Here is an 18,660-nt window from a genome sequence, read left to right on the forward strand (position 1 = left end):
AATTTTGTCATTCCGTTCATAAAATAAGCAATATTCGATTGACTGAAGCATTCGTTTGGGTAGTTTACGTTTTCCAAATGGTAGCCATGAAATGAGGCGAATAATTTTTTTTATTAGTGTAGTCAGCATATCCTATGCGATGGCCGTATTCTATTTTTCGGATCAGATTATACATTTTAAGACAAAAACGTTGGAAGAAGATCGCAGAGAACAGGCAATCGCTTCTTTCGCCAAATTGGGATTAAATGATCCTCCGTCCGAAGTGACAATTAAATTAAAGGACGTTACCATTCGTGCTTGGTTGTTTGAACCGAAGTATAAGAATCGATGTGGATCTGTAATCACGCACGGTTATACGGTTACACGTTTTTCAGTGCTTAAATACGCTCAGTTTTTTTACAAGCTCGGCTGTCCTTCTTTAGTGTATGACGTTCGTTATCATGGTCTGAGTTCAGGTGATTCATCCACATACGGTTTTTATGAAAAGGACGACCTTTTGCAAATCATTCAATGGTTTAAGAATCGAACGGGATTGAAGTCTTCGGAAATAGCGGTTGCCGGTCAATCGATGGGTGCCGCCATTTCCCTTTTGGCCGCGGCTAAATCAAAAGAGAGGTTTTCATTCCTTTTAGCGGATTCATCTTATAGTAAAGCGACTGTGGTTTTTCGCGAGAGAGCAATCGTTCAATATTCTAAACTCATCTTAACGATGTTGCCTTCCGCGATATGGTTGGCATCCGTACGTTCCGGGGCTGACTTGAAAGATTCCTCTCCCGAATCCTTCGCCGAGATGATACAAACACCTACTTTGCTGATGCACTCTGCCGCGGACGTTGCTACCTTACCTTCGCATTCGGAAAGAATTTATTCTAAATTATCGGTAAGAGAAAAAGAACTCCACCTAACACAATGGAATGCAAAACACAGTGAAAACTGGAACCGGAATCCTCAAGAATACGAGAGGATCATTCGTTCTTTCATTATCCGATACAGGATAGCCCCATTCTATAACCTTATTAGTCGTTAGCATCCATTTCCGTTTCTGCGTTATTTTTTGCGGAGTCGGTTTGATAACTATCTATGAAACGTTTTATGATTTCATAATCCAGAACCTTTTTTACGATGTTCGATTGAATGATTCCATTTTGCGTTTCTTTTATCATTCTCTGGGAATTATCCATAAATTTAGCATATTCAATATATGTTTTATAGATCGGAGAAAGGATCTTATACCCCATTGTTTTAGGTAAAACCCCTTGTCCGTCAAGATATCTTGACATATCCCTGTAGAGTTCGTTCCATCGCATCGGATCCAGTTTTAGGCCGCCGTAAGTGCCTACTCGCCGGTGAACCATTATTACGTCCAAAATCAAATCTCTGTCGTTCTTCCTAAGTGTATATTTAATTCCGGTTTTTTCAAAGCCAAGCGGTTCGTAGACTTTCCAAAGATAAGGATCGGTAGCGGCCACGATATAGGATTTATTCGTGGTAATTAGAACGTGAAAAATACGTTCAAATATACCCATAAGAATATCGCTTTTTCGATAATCGTGATGCATACACAAACCGACTACTTCTATCATATCTCTCGCGTTTGGTAACTTTTTGAATTCTTCCGGTTTAATATGTCTTTGCAATTCGAAAGGTATATCCTCTCCATTAGCGAAGAATACGTTAGCGCTTCCTATTAGCCGATTATGGTGCCAGGCGGTTATGATTCTACTATTTGGATCATACCAATGCGAGACGTCCGATAGGTCCGCCTCTTTTTTTAATTTTTTTACGGCAGAATATGCAAGTTTCCTTAACTTTAGAACCTCGACATACTCCTGTTGCGATTTCACGAATCTATACGTCATTATATTCTTGATATTAGCCGTATTGAATCCTAATTTACGAAGCGAAAAAGGTCCTATATCGATGAGTCTTAAAAAATATCGTACTATAGCTTTCTCCGTATTTTCGGAAAGGAAATCTATATTCGCAATAAAACTGATTCCACCTGCGATGGGTTGGACCGCCTCCACTTTTGCATGAATCGGTTCGTTTCCGCTAAAAAGATTCAGACTAAATACAATTTCCATCGAAGGGAAGATAGCTAAGGATTGGTCATAGTTTTCGATAAGAAATCGTTTTCTCGCGATTCTCCTAACCTTGATGAGAGAGGTTTGATCATAGAGAAAAGGATGATCCATCAATCCGAAAAGAGGAATCTGATCCGAGATCTCCATCATAGTTTCCGATCGATCTTGAAAAAGATCTTCCGAGCCTAAAATTCGATGGAGTCCCAGTCTTATGGGTTGGTCTTCCTTTTGAGATCGATTTGCGATCCTACAGACGAAACTATATGGATTTGTATCTTTTGGAGAAAGACGAAAATCTACCTGTATTGAAATATTCTTTTTAAGATCTTCGCTTAACAAATGAAGATCTTTGTCCAGACTTTCTATTCCAAGACCGAGAGATGAGTAGTCGAGAACTCGAAATTCTTTCGCTTCCTTCCAATTTGGATGAGAAGCGAATAACAAGATATCTCCTCCCATACGAACGTCGATTCGCCCGTGTTGTCTTCTTTCCGTGGACGGGGCATACTGTTTTACGTTCTTAATGTTCGAAACTAATGTATCTTCAAAGTTCATTGTGGTTTCCGTTATTTTCAAAGTATTTTGCTTCATTTATCAGCATCGTTGCACGACTAATATCGCCGGCGGTCTGGTAAATTTCAGATAGGTGTATCAAGTTCTGTTTGTGCTCCGGATTTCGTAGTCTCAAGCGCTCCCCGAAGTCAGTGGCGTTCTTTAAATTACCTGAATTTTTATAACATTTAGATATGATAAATAGACAATCCGAATCTTCGGGCGTCGCGTTGCTATAGTTTAACGCCGCTTCGGCGGCCTTCTGATATTCTTTTTTCTGAATGTAGACATTCGTAAGAAGTTTGAGAATTTTCCGATTTTTCCTGTAAATAGGATCTTTCTCTAAAATCGCTTCAAGAAGCGGAATCGTTTCATCGTAATTTTTTTGTTTAAACTCGTTTCTCGCCTTCGCGTATGTCTTATTTACTTCATCCGATTCGGAAAGTTCTGGTACGTTTCCTAATTTATATTCAACCCGTATCAAGGATATGTCGTCAGTAACCTCTCCCGCAATTTTTATCTCCTTAACGATTTCTTGAAGATTACCGTTTCCTTTCTCTACACATCTTAAAAAGAAATCCTCATTTTCATTCATGTTTGTTCCATTTTCACCTTGAATCAGAATATCATCTCGTCCGTCTGATCCTATGATTAGAACGTCTTCGGGTTGAAATTGAAAAGTATTGATATGAAGGCTTGTTTCCATATTGATCGGCATTCCAAGTTTTCTATAAAAAAATCGATGAGGTAGAAAGTTTGCGACTCCGTCTCGATAATAGGCCGGGAGAGGATGTTCGGCGTTCATGTAGTAAAGTAAACCAGATTCTTCATCAAGAAGAGAAACAAAGACGGAAACCAACATGGTTCCATCGAAGCTCGTGAATATATTATGAAGTTCTATAAAAGTATTTTTTAACCAACGTTCCGGAAAAAGATTCATTACGTCGAAAGAGTTTCTTGACCTTTCTAAAATGGCTTCGAAGACAGATCCGAGAACTAAAGCTCCGCCCGCACCTTGAATCGATTTACCCATTGCGTCGCCGTTTAGGATGACAGTGTAAGATCTTCCTTTCAGATTTATCTTGCTTGATACACAAAGATCTCCTCCGATTTCCGAAGCCCATCGTTTGAACTGAAATTTCTTTTTTTGCTCGGTTAAGAATTCCACAAAAATGTTTTCCGATTTGGATTTATTTTGAGCGAGAGGTTGGATAAGGAGGGACGTAAGGTAATAGTCCGCGTCTTGTTTCGTTTTTAACTCTTGAACTTTTTCCAAGCTTTGTTGTAACTCGTGGGTTCTTTCCACCACCTTTTCTTCCAAAGTCTCCGCATATTCTTTTAGTTTCTCCTGCGCCGAACGAATCGAAGCGACCATATGATTGAAGGATCTGGATAAGAATCCGATTTCATCCTCCGCCTGAACAGGAACGGAAACGTCATACTCTCCCTCGTTGACTTGTTTTACTCCGCTTAAAAGAAGCATCAAAGGACGAATCAAACCTCCGTGGAAAAGATAAGGAAAAAGGAGGAGAATCAAAAGTGCGGTAAATACAATCAACATCGCCATTTTTAGTACGATCGAATGAACCATTTGCAAATAGGAAGAATAAGGAAAGGCGACCTCGAAAATCATATCTTCGGTCTTAATCAAATAACGAATCAGAAGAATGGTTTCGCCGCTCGGAAGTTTAAGAGACCGATACATACGATTCGAAACAGCGGTGGAAGAACTTTCTTCGATTCCGTAGTAATCTTTCCATTCTTCCTTGGAAGAAACCGATTTTTTTTGAAGTCGATTTAGATATTTTCCCATTTCATTCGCTTCACTTTGAAATAGGATCTTCTGCTGAATCGTATTCAATTTTTTATATTCTATTTTAAAAGAAGAGGCGAATAATCCGTCACTTTTGGGTCTTGAGGATACGTATATAACGTCGTCCGGAATAACAGATTTATTTAATTTAGGAATATTCTTGAGAATTGTTTCGACTTCTATGTTTCTAGCCTCGTCGTAATAGGTTTCATTGATACGAAACGTGATCCTTGATACGATGCTAAGGATCGTGAGCGTAGAAACTAAGGTAACGCCTACGATCTTAACCATAAAGGACGAAGGTTGTGGAGAATTATTTAGATATATTACGGTATAGATAAACAATTGTAAACTGGTAGCGGAAGTAAGGAGAAGTTGAAAGTCGGCAAATGAGATCTTCTTAGCCGCGTATAAAACGTAAACAGCGGAGAAACAAGTATGCAAGATAACCGCCCAACCAAAGGAGCGCAACATTCTCGCATTAGGGCTTAATAGGTGAAAGAATCGATTTTCTTTCATGTTCTCAATCTTTCTGAATTCGCGTTCCTCGCTCACGGTCTTTCGAAAGATTACGGAAAGAATCCACAAAAAAGTCAGAAAGTGGATTAGGCCCATAGGAGCGGTGGATTGGGGAGTTTGAAATTCAAAAAGTTGAGTCTCGAAGTTGTAGAAGACTTCGGAATTAAGATTATTTAATATATAATATGTATAACCGAAAAGTCCGAGCGCCGCTACAAAGATAAAAGAGAAGTAGGATTCTTTTTTGTTACGATTTTTCGGAAAAGAATAGATGAAAGAAAGTAAAACTAAATTCGAAAAACAAGTATAAAGTGCGATTATAAAGCTCGCAGGCTTTGCAAGTTCCGAAATGAAAACGCTGGTTCTTAAAACGAAGCCGAGGTTCAGTAGTAGCGCAAAAAAGAAATAGCCAACTAAGAGCCAAGTTTGTTTAGACTTTCCCTTTAAACTCAAAAGGTAAACCAGGAGAAAGGAGGAGAATATCGTTCCTGAGATATAGCCTATCGAGTAGTAGTTGAGCTGAAGAAAATTCGCCATTGTAATTCCTTTTCGAATAAATGCATGAAAAATTCTGAAGGGATATTAAATGGACTTGAAATTATAGAGTCAAACTGTTAATTTATTTCCTCATTGAAATTTGATTATTATAGAACGGATAGAATGAAAAAAACCAGTTACGCATAGCGACGATTAGATTAGAATTGAAAATCAAAGTATTGCCATCTGGTTTTGAAAACGTTTTATGTTTTGATGCGGCGCATCAGGATCATTCTCCAAGGATATCGTTTGGTTCAATGCAAAAGTTCTACATTAGGACTTTTCAATAGTAGAATATTCGATATACCGAACTGAGATAGGAATAACAGACGCTAAAAGCGAAAGAAGGTGAAAATGGAACAATATGTTGGAAAGAATTATCTCAAAACTGAATATTTAGAAATCCTAAAAAAGGGAAGATTGACCGAGCTGGAACGGGATGCCTTTCTTCGAAAGGAATCTTTGGGTGAAGATATCATAATTCAAGCCTCAAGTGGAAGCACTTCCGAGCCCTTGCTCATTCCGCGCTCCAAAGCGGATGTCGCCGACATCGCAAAGAGGGTGATCCGTCCTTATGCCGAATTTTATCAATCTTATCCGGAAAGAATCGCTCTTTTTGGAGGAATCTCTCATACGGAGGCGGCGGTAAAATTACAAATGGGATCGATCACGATGAGGTCGTTTCAATTGGATGAGGTCGATCAATTGGATACGTTCGATCCTAATGTAATTTCTTGTTATCCAAGCGTTGTTCGGGAGTTAGTCGACGATTCGGCTGTTTTTTTGAAAAATCTAAAAGCTATCAAACTTGGAGGGGAAAGAATTTATTCTTCCGATCTAACAAAGATATTTCGAAGATTTCCGAACATTCTACTGATCGAGCAATATGGCTCCACCGAAATGCCCGCTGTTGCACTGAGAATCTTTAAGAATGCGACGGATCCAACAAATTACCTGCTTCAGAACGAACGATTTTCCTTTCAGATTCCGATGGAAACGGATGGTTGGCATCCTTTGATCGTAAGGGATAACTTTGCCGATCTTCTCTTTCCGATCGGCAAGTTTTACGATATGGGTGACGATGTCCTTTGTCAGTCCGGAAAGATCATAGATGTAAGAAGAAGAGGGGATCGTTCTTTTGAATACAGAGAGGAAGTGGAAGATCTCTTGAATCTGGGTCTGACCAATGTTCAGATTGATTCGCAACGCGGTCAGATTTTCTATTCAGGAGATCCTGAAACGATCGGACCATACTCGATTAAGGGGAAAGCGTATTCTTTTTCAAAACAAAAATTGAATCGAATTCACCCATCTAATAAATTACCGGTTTTGGTTTAAGATTTTTCCGCGCGAGCGATCGAAGCGTGGTCAAGTTATTGCGAGTGGGTCGCGCTTCGTTCTGTTTTTCTTTGGCAATAACTTGACCGGAGCTAAGAGCGCGGTTCTGCGGAACTTAAAGACCTATTCTTTCCTTCGGAAGATCGACCGCAGAACGCGCCCGAGATATTTTTCAGAAAAATAAAAAACCCCCGAAACCTTTTTAGCTTTCGGGGGTTTTACGACTTACCGATTTGGAAATTATTTTTTTCCTAATCCCGGTTTATCGGCTCCTACGAGAATGGACATATTTCCAGCAGGATGTTTGTTTTCTTTCATCAACTGGTGAGAAGTAGCGGTCTCGTTCCAAGCAAAAGTTTTGGAAAGACAAGGATCCACTTTTTTCTCGATCACGAGGTCGTTCAGACCTTTTGAGTTTTCGTCGTTTGCAAAGTGAGAACCTTGAAGACGTTTTTGTCTCATCCAGAGATAACGTAAGTCAACGGTCGCATTGAAACCGGTGGTTCCCGCACAGATGACAACCATTCCTCCTGTTTCACAAACGAACATAGAAGTTGGAATCGTGGTTTCTCCCGGATGTTCGAAAACGATCTTCGGGTTATTTCCTTTTCCAGCTATGTCCCAGATCGCCTTTCCGAATTCGCGCGCGGACTTAGTCCATTCCGCGAATTTTTCCATCTTGTTGATCTCGGAAGTCAAAGCTCCCCAGTGGTTGAACTTCTTACGGTTGATGACACCCGCGGCGCCTAACTTCATACAGAAGTCGAACTTATCGTCTTCGGAAACGACCGCGATTGGAATTCCACCGGCGGCTTTTACGATTTGAATCGCCATTGCACCGAGTCCACCCGCTCCTCCCCAGATCAGAACCACGTCGTCTTTTTGTACGTCGTTCGGTTTCCAGTGATGAAGCATTCTATAAGCGGTCGCACCGACTAACATGTAAGCGGCGGCTTCTTCCCAAGAAAGGTGTTTCGGTTTTGGAAGACACTGATGGTCTTGCACTTTGCAGAATTGCGCGAAAGAACCCCAGTTCGTTTCGTATCCCCAGATCAACTGAGAAGGTGCGAACATCGGATCTTTTCCTGCTTTTACCCAAGGATCGTTTTTATCCCAGATTCCGCAGTGAAGAACGACTTCGTCTCCGACCTTTACATTCTTAACATCGGCGCCGACTTTATAAACGATACCGGACGCATCGGATCCGCCGATATGAAACTTTTCGGGTTCACCTTTTTTGTTTCTTGCGCCGATCACATCTACGGGAAATCCGAGAGCGGCCCAAACATTGTTATAATTTACACCGGCGGCCATTACCGCGACGAGCACCTCGTCCGGAGCTATTTCTGGAACATCGATGAGTTCTTCCTGAATTGCTTTGATCGGATCGCCGAAACGCTCGGGACGAACGACCTGTGCATACATTTTTTTAGGAACCTGTCCCAAGGGTGGGAGGGTTCCGATTGGAACGGATTCAATTTGGCTCATGAGCACAGATTTCTGAACTTTGGTATTTCATCTACACCAATTTTTAGGGGAGTTCCCGCGTTTTTTCGGGGGAACTCAGATCCGTTGCGCAGGAGTTCCTACTTTTATTGATATAAGAATCCGCACTTGAAATCAGGGAACCGCAGGAGTTCCTACTTTTTTGATATAAGAATCCGCACTTGAAATCAGGGAACCGCAGGAGTTCCTACTTTTTTTGATATAAGAATCCGCACTTGAAATCAGGGAACCGCAGGAGTTCCTACTTTTTTTGAAATAAGAATCCGCACTTGAAATTAGGAAACCGCAGGAGTTCCTACAAGAAAGCCGTATGGAAGAACTCGAAAGCGGCTCTTTACGAACAAAGGCGAGCCAAATCTGGGCACTACCAAACTCTAGTTTCTACTTCTTCAAATGAGTTCTGTCAATTTGTCGCTTGAAAGGATCCTTCTTTTCCAAACTTTGATTCGAGCTGAATTCTTTCAACGTTCGATTTACGAAGGTTCCAACGTTCGCATCATGGCGATACTTTCCTAAAAAAGTTTCCACTTTGGAGGTTTGGCTTTTTTGCGAAATAGCATAGGATCGAATCGCGAATTTCCGAACGGATTCGTGCTCGTTATTTGCGGAAATTTTAGATTCTAAAAACTGAGAATTCGTTTCTGAAGGGTAGAATTGAAGTAAGTTCAAGGCTCTCGTTCTGACATAAACTCTGGTTCCGGATTCTTGTATGATCGCAATCAGGTAAGGAGAAGGGTCCGCTTCGTAGATCTCTAAATTCGTCTTTAGTTCGTTTAAATCTTCTAGATGTCTCGTACCCGATAAGACGGATCGGATTTCGGAGAGTTTTTGCGGGTCTAAATTTCCCGCAATCAAAGGTGGAACCAACACCGTCAAAACGATCAATGTAAGAATTAAGTTTTTCATATATATTATATTCCTAATTTATTCAATAAACGAGAGGGTTCATTCTTAAAACCCATCCTTGTTCTCCGGTAAGTTGAGTTTGCTGGGTCACGCCGTCTCCCGCCCAAAACATGAGATTCAGTGAACCGGAATCGAAAAAACCGGTCCCGCTACATTCGCTGATGTCGACTCTACCGTTTCCGTTTGTGTTTCTCGCGGAGGTGCAGATCGGAGTTTCGATCAGCGGATCCATCGTATAATTCGGAATACCCGCCCCGCTTTGACCCGCGCTTTCCACGATATGAAATAATCCTAAAAAGTGAGAAGCTTCATGCGCCATCGTGTCGCCTAAAAAGTTCTGATCGGCGGCACTCAGAATCGATCCGAGGGCACCCGAAGAACGATGAGGTTCGATAAATACGATCATTCCTGATTGAGGAGTCCCCTTGAGGCCGACGGTTCCAGGAATTCCGCCTGAAATTCCGAGAACGCCTCCGACTTCCGTTTCGTCCCTCGCAATATAAAGATTTAATGCGACATCGGATTGGACCGAAGAAGTGGAAGAGAAAAGTTTTCCTAAACTGCCGGTCGTGTTATAGGAGTCGGTCGATAATGACGCAAGACTTAGGAATTCGGAAGAATCCAATTCTGTCGAAGTAAATTGAATGTCGATCTTAGCCGAGTTCTGAGAATAAATCGATTTCCAACGATCGAGCGCCGTTTGCAAACCGGCCTGCGTCGGATTCGGATAAGCCCGAGTGTTACCGTCCTTAATAAAGATAAGATTCACGTTCAATTTTTTACGATTTGACCAAACTTTACTCAAGCCGTTGGAGCTGGAAGTCCCGCTTGCCGCAGAGAAGGATCGTTCGTCCGGATCCAAGGTTCTACAGTTTGTGATGATCGAAGCGCTTGCGTTGATCGTGCCGGGATTGGTCGGGAAGTTGAAATCTACCGCGTTCACTTGGCCAGAAGATAGGGTATTGTTGATAAAACGATTCACATAATAATAACCGTTGTAACCGTACGGACTCATGGAAGTAGCCGTAAAGACGTTCCAAATCTCCCTTCCTTGATAATTGTTTCCGTTCGAATCGTAGAAGGAGGGGAAAACAGGTCTATAATCTGCATTCGGATTCGTAAACGTATGATCTTGTTTTACATAAAAGATCGAAGAAGGTCTTGAAGGAGAGAGCGTATAAGTCCGTGCGTTCGAATAAAAATAGGGAAGACCGCTGAAAGTCCAAGCAGTGCCACTCGAGATCGTAAAGGAATTTTTTTCGAGACAGGGTGTAGTCGAGGTGTTCGTCGATGAATTATTGTTACCCGAATTGGAAGATCCATTCGTCAACAAAAATAGAATCGGAGTCATGTCGGAACCTCCGCCGCCACCGGGACAATGGATAAACGAAGTGATGAGGAAAAAACCTAAAATTAGCTTTAGAACATACTTTTTCATTTCGAACCTTTTTCTATACCTATCAGTTCGTGGAAACGAATCAGACAGTGCCTTCCTTTTTTTTGAAAGAATCATAAAAAATTATGAAAAGATACAAATAATGGTGGAGGCAGGGGAAACTAAAGTCGTAGAAAATAGGGTTAAAATCGGAAGAAAAACATAGAAAATATATTTCCTGAAATCATTCGATTCATAAGATTCTTCTAATGATTCCTTCTTCCATTCAAAACGTTCAAAAACAAATATCGCATCGGCCTTGGCCCTTGCCAAAATCGGAACCGTTTATGGTTCAATATTGGGAGGAATTGGCTTTTTTACACTGGGAGATTCCGAAAGAATTTTTAGAAGAAGTTCTGCCGAAGGATCTGGAAGCCGATCTATTTGAAGGAAAAGCTTATATAGGTTTGGTTCCGTTTCGGATGAGAGGGGTAAGGCCGATCTATCTTCCACCTTTACCATGGCTTTCCTATTTTCCGGAATTGAATGTTCGGACCTATGTAAAGAACGGAGAAAAACAAGGAGTTTATTTTTTTAGTTTGGACGCGGGCAATCGTCTTGTTGTCGAGATCGCAAGAAAGTTTTTTTATCTTCCTTATCTCAACGCGAAGATGTTAATAAGAAGAGAGGAAAATCAAAAAGAATTCTTCTCATTGAGAAAAGATCGTCGCGCGGCGACTGCGGAATTTCACGCCGAATACAAACCCATCTCCGAGGTGTATCGATCAAAACCGGGAACTCTGGAAAACTGGCTCACAGAAAGATACTGTCTTTATTCTCAAGATTCTAATGGAAGAATATATAGAGGAGAAGTTCATCACGTTCCTTGGCCGCTTCAAAAAGGAAAATGTATCATTCGTAAAAATGAGCTTCTCCAAAGTCATGGCATTCCCGTCCTAGAGGACACATTTCTGGTTCACTATTCCGAATCGATTCAGGTTCTGCTCTATCCTCTGGAGCCGATTTCTTAGCAGATTTTTTTTAGTTCTTACATTCATTTTCAGCGGATCGTTTTTTAAATGGAATCGAATTGGTTCCAAAGGTTAAGAAATGCTAAAACAAAAGGATTACGAAGACGGATTTGAATGGAATTTTAAATTATAAAAAAGAATTTTTTAGCAAAAAGTTCGAAAGAATTCCGTTTCTTCGTCTATTGATGCATCTTTCTGCGAAACCAATTTGTCGGCTTCCGATCCGTTTTGGGGATCGGAAAACGTTCGGAAGAACTATCATAGATATCGGAGAATCGAAGACATGCTGGCACACATTAAACCGAATCAGCTTTTTTGCAAGGACAGCGAAAAAGAACAAAGTTTAATAACTTTGGGAATGATGCTCGAACTCTGCGAAAAGTGTTATGTTTTTGGAAAGTATTTCTTGATTGATGAATTCAATTCCGAAAAACATCCGTTTCTGTTAAGAAAAGGATTCGAACTTTTGGGAATCGGAATGGGTCCGGAAAACGTCCGAAATATTTTGAAAGGTTATATCCTATCCGGAAATTACGAAGGGAAGGAACTTTTAGATAGAATTATCATCCTCGAAGGAATGGAAGCGATTCAGAAAGAAATGCATATATCCGTATTTTTGGAAAAAATCGCATCCTTCTTTGGCGAATCGTATCAGCAGAATTATTGGGATTACGTGATGCAAAAAAGAAAGGAGATCGATACGATTCTTCTCAACGACTTTTATGCGGAGTTTTGTAATTCCAAACCGGAGATCGATTCTGATATTCTTTTGAGCCGCGCTTTCCATTCTCTTTCTCATAACGAACTAAAAGATCTTCTGAGACAAGTCAGTCTTCCCGATTTGGCGGGTGCGCTCAAAAGTGTACGGGAAAAACTTGTGATTCAGGTCTTGGATTTTATGGACCGAGAATCTTCCCGCTGGTTGATGAAAGAACTGATGAAATCCGACGATTCGTATGATGGTTCGGAAAAAGTCAAAGAAGCACAATTGAAGATACTCGGTTTATTCGCTTCGAAACGGGAAATGAATCGAGATTTCTAGATTCAAAGTTTACGCGAAAAGGATTCCTTAGTTAGGGGATAGAAAAGGCCGGGTGAAAATCCCGGCCTTCTTTTTAGATAAATGGAATATTCGATTGAATCGTTTTTTGATTCTAAAAAATACAAGCTCCTTGAATCAAATTTGCGGGAGTTCCTACAGAAGGATACTGAGAAAATCGATTTGACAGAGAGGTGACTTGATCGTCGATCAAGTTCTCAAAACGTTGTATCCTCTTTCTATCCTTTCCGCAAGAGGATTCGGGATCTCGATTTATTAAACGAGTTTCTCCAATTCCTTACAGATAATTTTCGCAACCTTATAATTTCGGTACCACTTCTTATCGGAAGGAATCAGATTCCATTCTTTTTCCTGATCCTTTTCGTTGAAGATCATCTCGTACGCGGACCGATACTCATCCCATCGATCTTGAGTTACTTCGTCCGAAGGATCATACTTCCATTTTTTGTCCGGATCATTCAATCTTTCCTGGATTCTTTCTTTCTGTTCTTCCTTAGAAATATGTAAGAAGAATTTTAGAATGAGTGTGTTGTTTTCCCTCGAAAGATGTTTTTCGAAGTTACGAATCGATTCCATTCTTTCCTTGATCCTTTTTTCCGGAAGAGTATTGAGAATCAAAGGCATGATCACGTCTTCATAGTGGGAACGATTGTGAATGTAGATCATTCCTTTTGAAGGAACGTACTTGTGGATTCTCCAAAGAAAATCGTATTGGACTTCTTCCGAGTTCGGTTTTGTCCAAGCCTTAACGGAACATCCCAAAGGGTTCAATCCTGAAAAAACGTGTTTTATGGTTCCGTCCTTACCTGCGGTATCAACGCCCTGTAAAAGAATCAAAACGGAATTCTCTTTTTTTGCGAACAGCTTCTCCTGATGTTTGGCGAGATCTTTGAGATATTCCGCCGTTTTAAGAAGAACCTCTTCTTTAGTTTTATCCGCGGAAGGGATTGTTTCGACGTCTTTTAAATTCATTTCGAAAACCTCTAAGAGTTTAGTTTTTAAAAAGTTCGATCATGGATAGAATGGATTTTCGTACGGATCGAAAGATCGGAAGAGAGGACAGTTTGAGAAGTTGAAAAACGAGATCCAAACCTTTTTCAATAAGAATTTCCGTTTTTTTCTTCTTCGAAGAAGAATCGAATAACCAGACGTAGATGAAGCCCAACTGTAAGAGCCAGAATAAAAAAGGAAGATCCGCGGCCAAATCATCCGGAATTGAATCTTTGGAACTTTCGATCGCATTTCTGAAAAGTGAAATTGCGTCTTCTCGAATTTGTTCCGTTTCCTTGCTAAAAGGAGACAGTGGATGTTTCGGATCACCGCCGCTCCGCGCAAGAACGTGTAGAAACTTTTCGTATCCCTGAAACTGGCCGAGTTTAAAACGGATAATATTTTTTACTCTTGCCTTTAGTCCCAACTCGGTTCTACAAAATTCAATATTTTGAATATTAGCTTCTTCCTGAGTGAGTCTGTAAAATTCAAGGACGATGTCTTCTTTTGTTTTAAAGTGATAGTAAGTGGCTCCGACTGCGAGTCCCGCTTTTTGAGCGATCGCTCGCATCGTGGTTTGGTCGTATCCTTCTTTTTGGAATAACGAGATCGCGGTATTAAAAAGGAGAGACCGGGTCTGTTGAGACTTACCGGTTTCCCCTGTGGATTTGATTTTTTTTCGAATCATGCTCTGGCTTCAGCTTCTCCAAAACTGGATGAGATTTTCTTTCTGAACTTTGCAAACAAGAATAGATTGAAAAAATGCATCGCTCCTAATATCAAAAGAACGATACCCACTTTTGTGGTTAAGACTTCGATACATTCTGCCAGATCTAAAGGCTTTTGACTGGTAGTCAAGGAAAGGCTGATATAGCCGATATTGATCAGGTAGAAACCTACGATTAAGAGATGGTTGATGGAATCCGCCAATTTCTCTTCTCCATTAAACATCTGAACCAGGAAAATTCTACCGTTATTGAAAAGTGTTCTCGCGACCCACACGGTCATAAGAATACTGATGATGAGATAGGCGGAATAGAGTCCGATTGTAAATGGGCCGGATTGGCGTTTGGAAACCTTCAATCCTCTTGTCATCAGGAATGCGGCTGAATTCGTATTTCCATATTGTAAAGCGACATCCAAAGCATTTTCTCCGTTACGGTTCAGATATTCCAAAAAAGAATCTCGTTCCACCAATAATTCCAACATTTTACTATCGGGATATTTTGCCGCAACATGGATCGGATATTCACCGGAAAGATCCGCTCTGTCGCTCGGATTGTAACGATCGAGGATCAATTTCAAAACCTTCGGGTTTCCGCTTTCTATTGCATAGAACACGGCGCTCCTGCCTCTGCTATCGGTGAACTCAACTAATTCCGGTTCTTTTTCGAGAGCCTTTTCAATTTTTAGTAAATCTCCTTTCCGAACGGTTTCAAAAAAACCGCTTTGAGAATCCGCTGATAAGGAAGAAAGGATTCCGAAAAGGAATGTGAAGAGCAATAGGGTAATTTGTTTCATTTTTTATTCTCCAAAATTGAACATGTTCAAATTTATCTCCAATGGAGAATTCCCTCAAGTCAAAAAAATGAACACGTTCAAAAAAAAGAAAAAAATCTTTTCCACAGTTTACTCAGGGAGCGGAGAAGAAAGTCGAACAATACGGCCCAAACTCGATTTGGAAAAGGAAAAAAGAGGATTCGTAACCAAATCCAAAAGGTCCTTCCCGTTTGTAGATCCGAATTGGGAGGGCATCAACCTGTTTCTGAAATCGAGAAATCCAGAAAAAATTTCTCTAAGGGAAATCAAATTTTCGGGGAACGAAAACACGAAATGATTTTTCGAAGTGAGCATCCGATCTACTTTTAGAAAAAGAATTCCGAAGAATGAGAAAATCCCATACGGTTTGATTACGAAAGAAACTCTTTCGAAAACCGTTCCTTTTGCAAGATCAAGGAAACTGTTCCGCTTACAAATAAGTCGCTCGATTGAACTTTGGGAACGCGAAATCCTCTATTCGTTTTTTAGAATATTTCTTGAACTTTGTTTTCCCTATTTCATTCTTTCTCATCTGAAGTCTATGAGGTGACTATGAAAATCTTAACTTTCTCAACCTTGATCATGGCGATCGGTTTGATCGGATTCTTATTTTACATGGGTGCGTTCGATCGCGTTCAAGTAAAAGAAGAGAATCGTGGCCCGTTCTATGTTTTATCGCACGAGAGAATCGGTGATTATCGAAACACTGGAATTACTTTTGAAATTCTACAAAAGGAACTCCCTGCAAAAGGGATTCAAAACTTTAAACTTTTTGGAATCTATTTAGACAATCCGAACGAGGTTCCGAAAGAAAAACTTCGTTGTGAGGTCGGTGCGATTTTAACGGAACCCTTGTCGAAAGTTCCCGAAGGACTTTCTCTCGATTTAAAGTTACGAACGATTCCGGAGCAGAAGTATGTGTTAGCCGACTTTCCTTTGAAGAATTTTCTTTCGATCTTCTTAGGAATCTATAAGGTTTATCCAAAAGTATTTCAAGCCTGCGAAGAGAAAGGCTGTAAACTGAAAGGAAAATACTCGATGGAAATCTACGAGCCCTTAACGGAACACAAAACAACCTATTTGGTTCCCTTGGATTAAAAAGAATCTAAAAAGTGGGAATTCTTTGAATTCGTTTCGACTTCCGGCTTTTTACTTTTTCAAAAAGGAAAGAAGTATCGGCCTAATTCTTTCCGGAGATTCAAAATGTGGAATATGTCCTTCGTTCTCTAAAGGGAAAAATTCAATTCCGTGAAATGTTTTGAGCGCCGCCTCGCTATTCTGGAAAGGAACTACTTTGTCGTCTTTTCCCCAGATCAGCAATTTAGGAATCGGGATCTTATCCAATTTTTCATATTCTTTCTGAAAGGATTCTAAGGGCATATTTCTGAGGCTGGAAAGAATCGCTCTTTTAAATCCGATGTATTTCATCTGATCCTTATAGATCGAATTGAAATCCGGAAATTTTTCCGGCGCGTAGAAATTTGTCTTCGAACCTTTCAAAATTGCCCTATCGCCAAAGGTTTTCGTAAAGTAATCGCCGATCCAAGGGAGTCTCGTCAATTTTCCGATTAAAGGAAGTTCCATCGGAAAACCCGCAGGAGCGATCAAGCCAAGTTTTTTGACCATTTCAGGGTGTTTTAGCGTAAATTGACCAACGATAATCCCTCCCATGGAAGTTCCGATCAAGTTTACAGGTTTTTGAATATTCAAAGATTTGAATAAATGAAGTAATTCTCTTTCAAAAAGTTCCGGATTGTAAATCGTATCCGGTCGATCGGAAAGTCCTCTTCCGAAAAGATCCATCGTAAGAACTCGAAATCCTTCCTCCTGAAGAATCTTCGACAACGGTTCGTAAATGAACAGAGGATTAGAGAATCCAGGAACGAGAACTACGACGTCTCCGTTCTTAGGGCCATCGAATTTGTAATGTACAAAGCCGTCCGGAGTCTCGATAAACGTTCCTCCACTTTTGGATCGAGTTTCCGAATTGAGAATTTGATTTTCTCCGTCGGAAACGAACGGAAGGAGAATTAAAATCGCAACGAGAACGGTCAACGCAAGGATTAGAATTCGTTTCATACTTCCTAGGAACCTAAGACTTTTGAAAGGAAAGTCAAGAATCTTTTGATTCCCGGAAGTTTCCCTTTTCATTGAAGTCGATTTCCGTAATTTGCAAGAAAGAAAGGGGAGGGGTGATAAAATATTTAAAGAAAGTGCCTAAATAATTGTTGCATAGGCAACAAAAAGAGTCTAATCTTCGGTATAGAATCAAAGGAGATTTATATGAAACTAAAGACGGGTGACCAGGCCAAAGAGTTTATGGTAAGAGATTACCTTGGAAAAACGATTCACCTTTCGGATTTGAAAGGGAAATACACACTTCTGGCCTTTTTTAGAAACGCGGAATGTGCCCTTTGTAATTTGCGAGTACACCAGCTTTTAAAAGCGTATCCGAAACTTAAGGACAAAGGTCTTCAAATCGTCGCGGTGTTCGAGTCCTCGGAAGAAAGTATTCGGAACAGCGTAGGAAAGCAGGCTATCCCCTTTACATTGGTGCCGGATCCCTCCAACAAATTGTATAAGCTTTACGACGTGGAACGATCTTGGCTTGGTGTAATCCGTACGATTTTGACAGGTAAGAAAGAAATGAAGGAAGCGGAAGAATTAGGCTTTGAGATGAGAAAAGTTCCCGGCATGAAAATGGATCGTATGCCTGCGGAATTTTTAATCGGTCCGGACTTGAAAATCGAGATCGCTAAATTTTCCAAAAAAGTGACGGATCATATTTCATTGGAAGACATCAAAGCGTATCTAAACTGACCCTTACATTAAGAGGATCAGCTTGTGCAAGTCGTTGCTCTGAAACGGGAAAACAACTTAGATTCTTCCGTCTAAAACGTTGTTTTCTATCGTTTCAGAAATTCTTTTTAGAACTTGTAAGTCGGAATTGCTGAGTCCTTTGTAGACAAACTTTCTTTCCTTTATCATAAGCGGCAAGGTTCTCTCCAGCAACGCTTTTCCTTTTTTCGTAATTACCACTTGGAATTTTCTTCGATCGTCCGGATCGTCTTCTCTTTGTACGAAATCCTTCTTTTCGAGTCCGTCCAAAAGACGAGTGACGTTCGGTCTGTCCTTGAACGTTTTATCCACAAGATCCGTTTGAGAGGCCGATCCAGTTGCGGATAATTGGTTGAGAAGAATCCATTGTTCCACGGTGATATCCTCTTTGTAATCGGACATCAGTTTTGTAAAATGAAGTCTTAAAAGACGATCCGTTCTATGAAAATAATACGCGAACGCGGTATCAATGAGTTGGGAAGTTTTTTTTTCTTTGTTACGAGGCATCGTTTTTTCTCAATCCGCTCATTGTTATATAGGAAATGATTACTTCAACAATAATTGAGGAATTC

Annotated in this window: 16 protein-coding genes; 6 read left to right on the top strand and 10 right to left on the bottom strand. The window is 40.5% G+C overall.

What is annotated here, in order from left to right:
* Positions 1 to 91 precede the first annotated feature (91 nt).
* Complete coding sequence (locus DLM75_RS05435) at positions 92 to 1,027, top strand: alpha/beta hydrolase (RefSeq protein WP_118967453.1); 936 nt, start codon at positions 92 to 94, stop codon at positions 1,025 to 1,027.
* Here the strand turns inward: DLM75_RS05435 and DLM75_RS05440 are convergent.
* Both DLM75_RS05440 and DLM75_RS05445 read right to left on the bottom strand, forming a co-directional pair.
* Positions 1,017 to 2,639, bottom strand: a complete 1,623-nt coding sequence (locus DLM75_RS05440) for an N-acyl amino acid synthase FeeM domain-containing protein (RefSeq protein WP_118967454.1) — start codon at positions 2,637 to 2,639, stop codon at positions 1,017 to 1,019. The two genes, DLM75_RS05435 and DLM75_RS05440, sit on opposite strands and share 11 nt — an antisense overlap.
* Positions 2,629 to 5,505 carry a SpoIIE family protein phosphatase gene (locus DLM75_RS05445; protein WP_118967455.1) on the bottom strand — a complete coding sequence of 959 codons (2,877 nt, stop codon included), beginning with the start codon at positions 5,503 to 5,505 and terminating at the stop codon, positions 2,629 to 2,631. Before DLM75_RS05445 ends, DLM75_RS05440 begins: the two co-directional genes overlap by 11 nt.
* A gap of 354 nt (positions 5,506 to 5,859) precedes the next feature.
* Between DLM75_RS05445 and DLM75_RS05450 the strand changes: the two genes are divergently transcribed.
* Positions 5,860 to 6,843 carry a phenylacetate--CoA ligase family protein gene (locus DLM75_RS05450; protein WP_118967456.1) on the top strand — a complete coding sequence of 328 codons (984 nt, stop codon included), beginning with the start codon at positions 5,860 to 5,862 and terminating at the stop codon, positions 6,841 to 6,843.
* A 240-nt stretch (positions 6,844 to 7,083) separates the two neighbouring features.
* On the opposite strand, the gene ccrA is transcribed toward DLM75_RS05450, so the two are convergent.
* The 3 genes from ccrA to DLM75_RS05465 all read right to left on the bottom strand — a co-directional run bounded on the left by ccrA (position 7,084) and on the right by DLM75_RS05465 (position 10,693).
* Positions 7,084 to 8,331 (bottom strand): crotonyl-CoA carboxylase/reductase, encoded by a 1,248-nt coding sequence (ccrA, locus tag DLM75_RS05455; protein WP_118967457.1) that lies wholly within the window; start codon positions 8,329 to 8,331, stop codon positions 7,084 to 7,086.
* A 399-nt stretch (positions 8,332 to 8,730) separates the two neighbouring features.
* Positions 8,731 to 9,255, bottom strand: coding sequence for a hypothetical protein (locus tag DLM75_RS05460; RefSeq protein WP_118967458.1), 525 nt, complete (start codon positions 9,253 to 9,255; stop codon positions 8,731 to 8,733).
* A gap of 22 nt (positions 9,256 to 9,277) precedes the next feature.
* Positions 9,278 to 10,693 (bottom strand): zinc metalloprotease, encoded by a 1,416-nt coding sequence (locus DLM75_RS05465; RefSeq protein WP_158586444.1) that lies wholly within the window; start codon positions 10,691 to 10,693, stop codon positions 9,278 to 9,280.
* A 206-nt stretch (positions 10,694 to 10,899) separates the two neighbouring features.
* Here DLM75_RS05465 and DLM75_RS05470 point away from each other — a divergent pair, with 206 nt between their 5' ends.
* Both DLM75_RS05470 and DLM75_RS05475 read left to right on the top strand, forming a co-directional pair.
* The gene (locus DLM75_RS05470) at positions 10,900 to 11,661 is read left to right on the top strand and encodes a YqjF family protein (protein ID WP_118967460.1); all 762 of its coding nucleotides are present in this window, start codon (positions 10,900 to 10,902) and stop codon (positions 11,659 to 11,661) included.
* 283 nt (positions 11,662 to 11,944) lie between these two features.
* The gene (locus DLM75_RS05475) at positions 11,945 to 12,703 is read left to right on the top strand and encodes an LIC10244 family PerRA/PerRB upregulated protein (RefSeq protein ID WP_118967999.1); all 759 of its coding nucleotides are present in this window, start codon (positions 11,945 to 11,947) and stop codon (positions 12,701 to 12,703) included.
* Between the two features lie 273 nt (positions 12,704 to 12,976).
* On the opposite strand, the gene DLM75_RS05480 is transcribed toward DLM75_RS05475, so the two are convergent.
* Genes DLM75_RS05480 through DLM75_RS05490 form a run of 3 tightly spaced genes read right to left on the bottom strand, consistent with a single transcriptional unit; the run spans position 12,977 to position 15,232 of the window.
* Positions 12,977 to 13,693, bottom strand: coding sequence for a PPK2 family polyphosphate kinase (locus tag DLM75_RS05480; RefSeq protein ID WP_118967461.1), 717 nt, complete (start codon positions 13,691 to 13,693; stop codon positions 12,977 to 12,979).
* Positions 13,694 to 13,712: 19 nt separating this feature from the next.
* Positions 13,713 to 14,399: a TetR/AcrR family transcriptional regulator gene (locus tag DLM75_RS05485; protein WP_118967462.1), complete on the bottom strand. Its 687-nt coding sequence runs from the start codon at positions 14,397 to 14,399 to the stop codon at positions 13,713 to 13,715.
* Entirely contained in the window at positions 14,396 to 15,232 is an 837-nt protein-coding gene (locus DLM75_RS05490; protein WP_118967463.1) for an ankyrin repeat domain-containing protein, read from the bottom strand. Before DLM75_RS05490 ends, DLM75_RS05485 begins: the two co-directional genes overlap by 4 nt.
* A gap of 570 nt (positions 15,233 to 15,802) precedes the next feature.
* Here DLM75_RS05490 and DLM75_RS05505 point away from each other — a divergent pair.
* On the top strand, positions 15,803 to 16,348 hold the full coding sequence (locus DLM75_RS05505) for a GyrI-like domain-containing protein (protein WP_118967466.1): 546 nt from the start codon (positions 15,803 to 15,805) through the stop codon (positions 16,346 to 16,348).
* Between the two features lie 51 nt (positions 16,349 to 16,399).
* Here the strand turns inward: DLM75_RS05505 and DLM75_RS05510 are convergent, their stop codons facing one another.
* Positions 16,400 to 17,329: an alpha/beta fold hydrolase gene (locus tag DLM75_RS05510; protein WP_158586445.1), complete on the bottom strand. Its 930-nt coding sequence runs from the start codon at positions 17,327 to 17,329 to the stop codon at positions 16,400 to 16,402.
* Positions 17,330 to 17,533: 204 nt separating this feature from the next.
* Here DLM75_RS05510 and DLM75_RS05515 point away from each other — a divergent pair, with 204 nt between their 5' ends.
* Positions 17,534 to 18,070: a peroxiredoxin-like family protein gene (locus tag DLM75_RS05515; protein ID WP_118967468.1), complete on the top strand. Its 537-nt coding sequence runs from the start codon at positions 17,534 to 17,536 to the stop codon at positions 18,068 to 18,070.
* 57 nt (positions 18,071 to 18,127) lie between these two features.
* On the opposite strand, the gene DLM75_RS05520 is transcribed toward DLM75_RS05515, so the two are convergent.
* A complete protein-coding gene (locus DLM75_RS05520) occupies positions 18,128 to 18,595 on the bottom strand; it encodes a MarR family winged helix-turn-helix transcriptional regulator (protein ID WP_118967469.1) in 468 nt (155 codons plus the stop codon).
* Positions 18,596 to 18,660: the final 65 nt, after the last annotated feature.

Source organism: Leptospira stimsonii (assembly GCF_003545885.1).
GTDB classification, from domain to species: domain Bacteria; phylum Spirochaetota; class Leptospiria; order Leptospirales; family Leptospiraceae; genus Leptospira; species Leptospira stimsonii.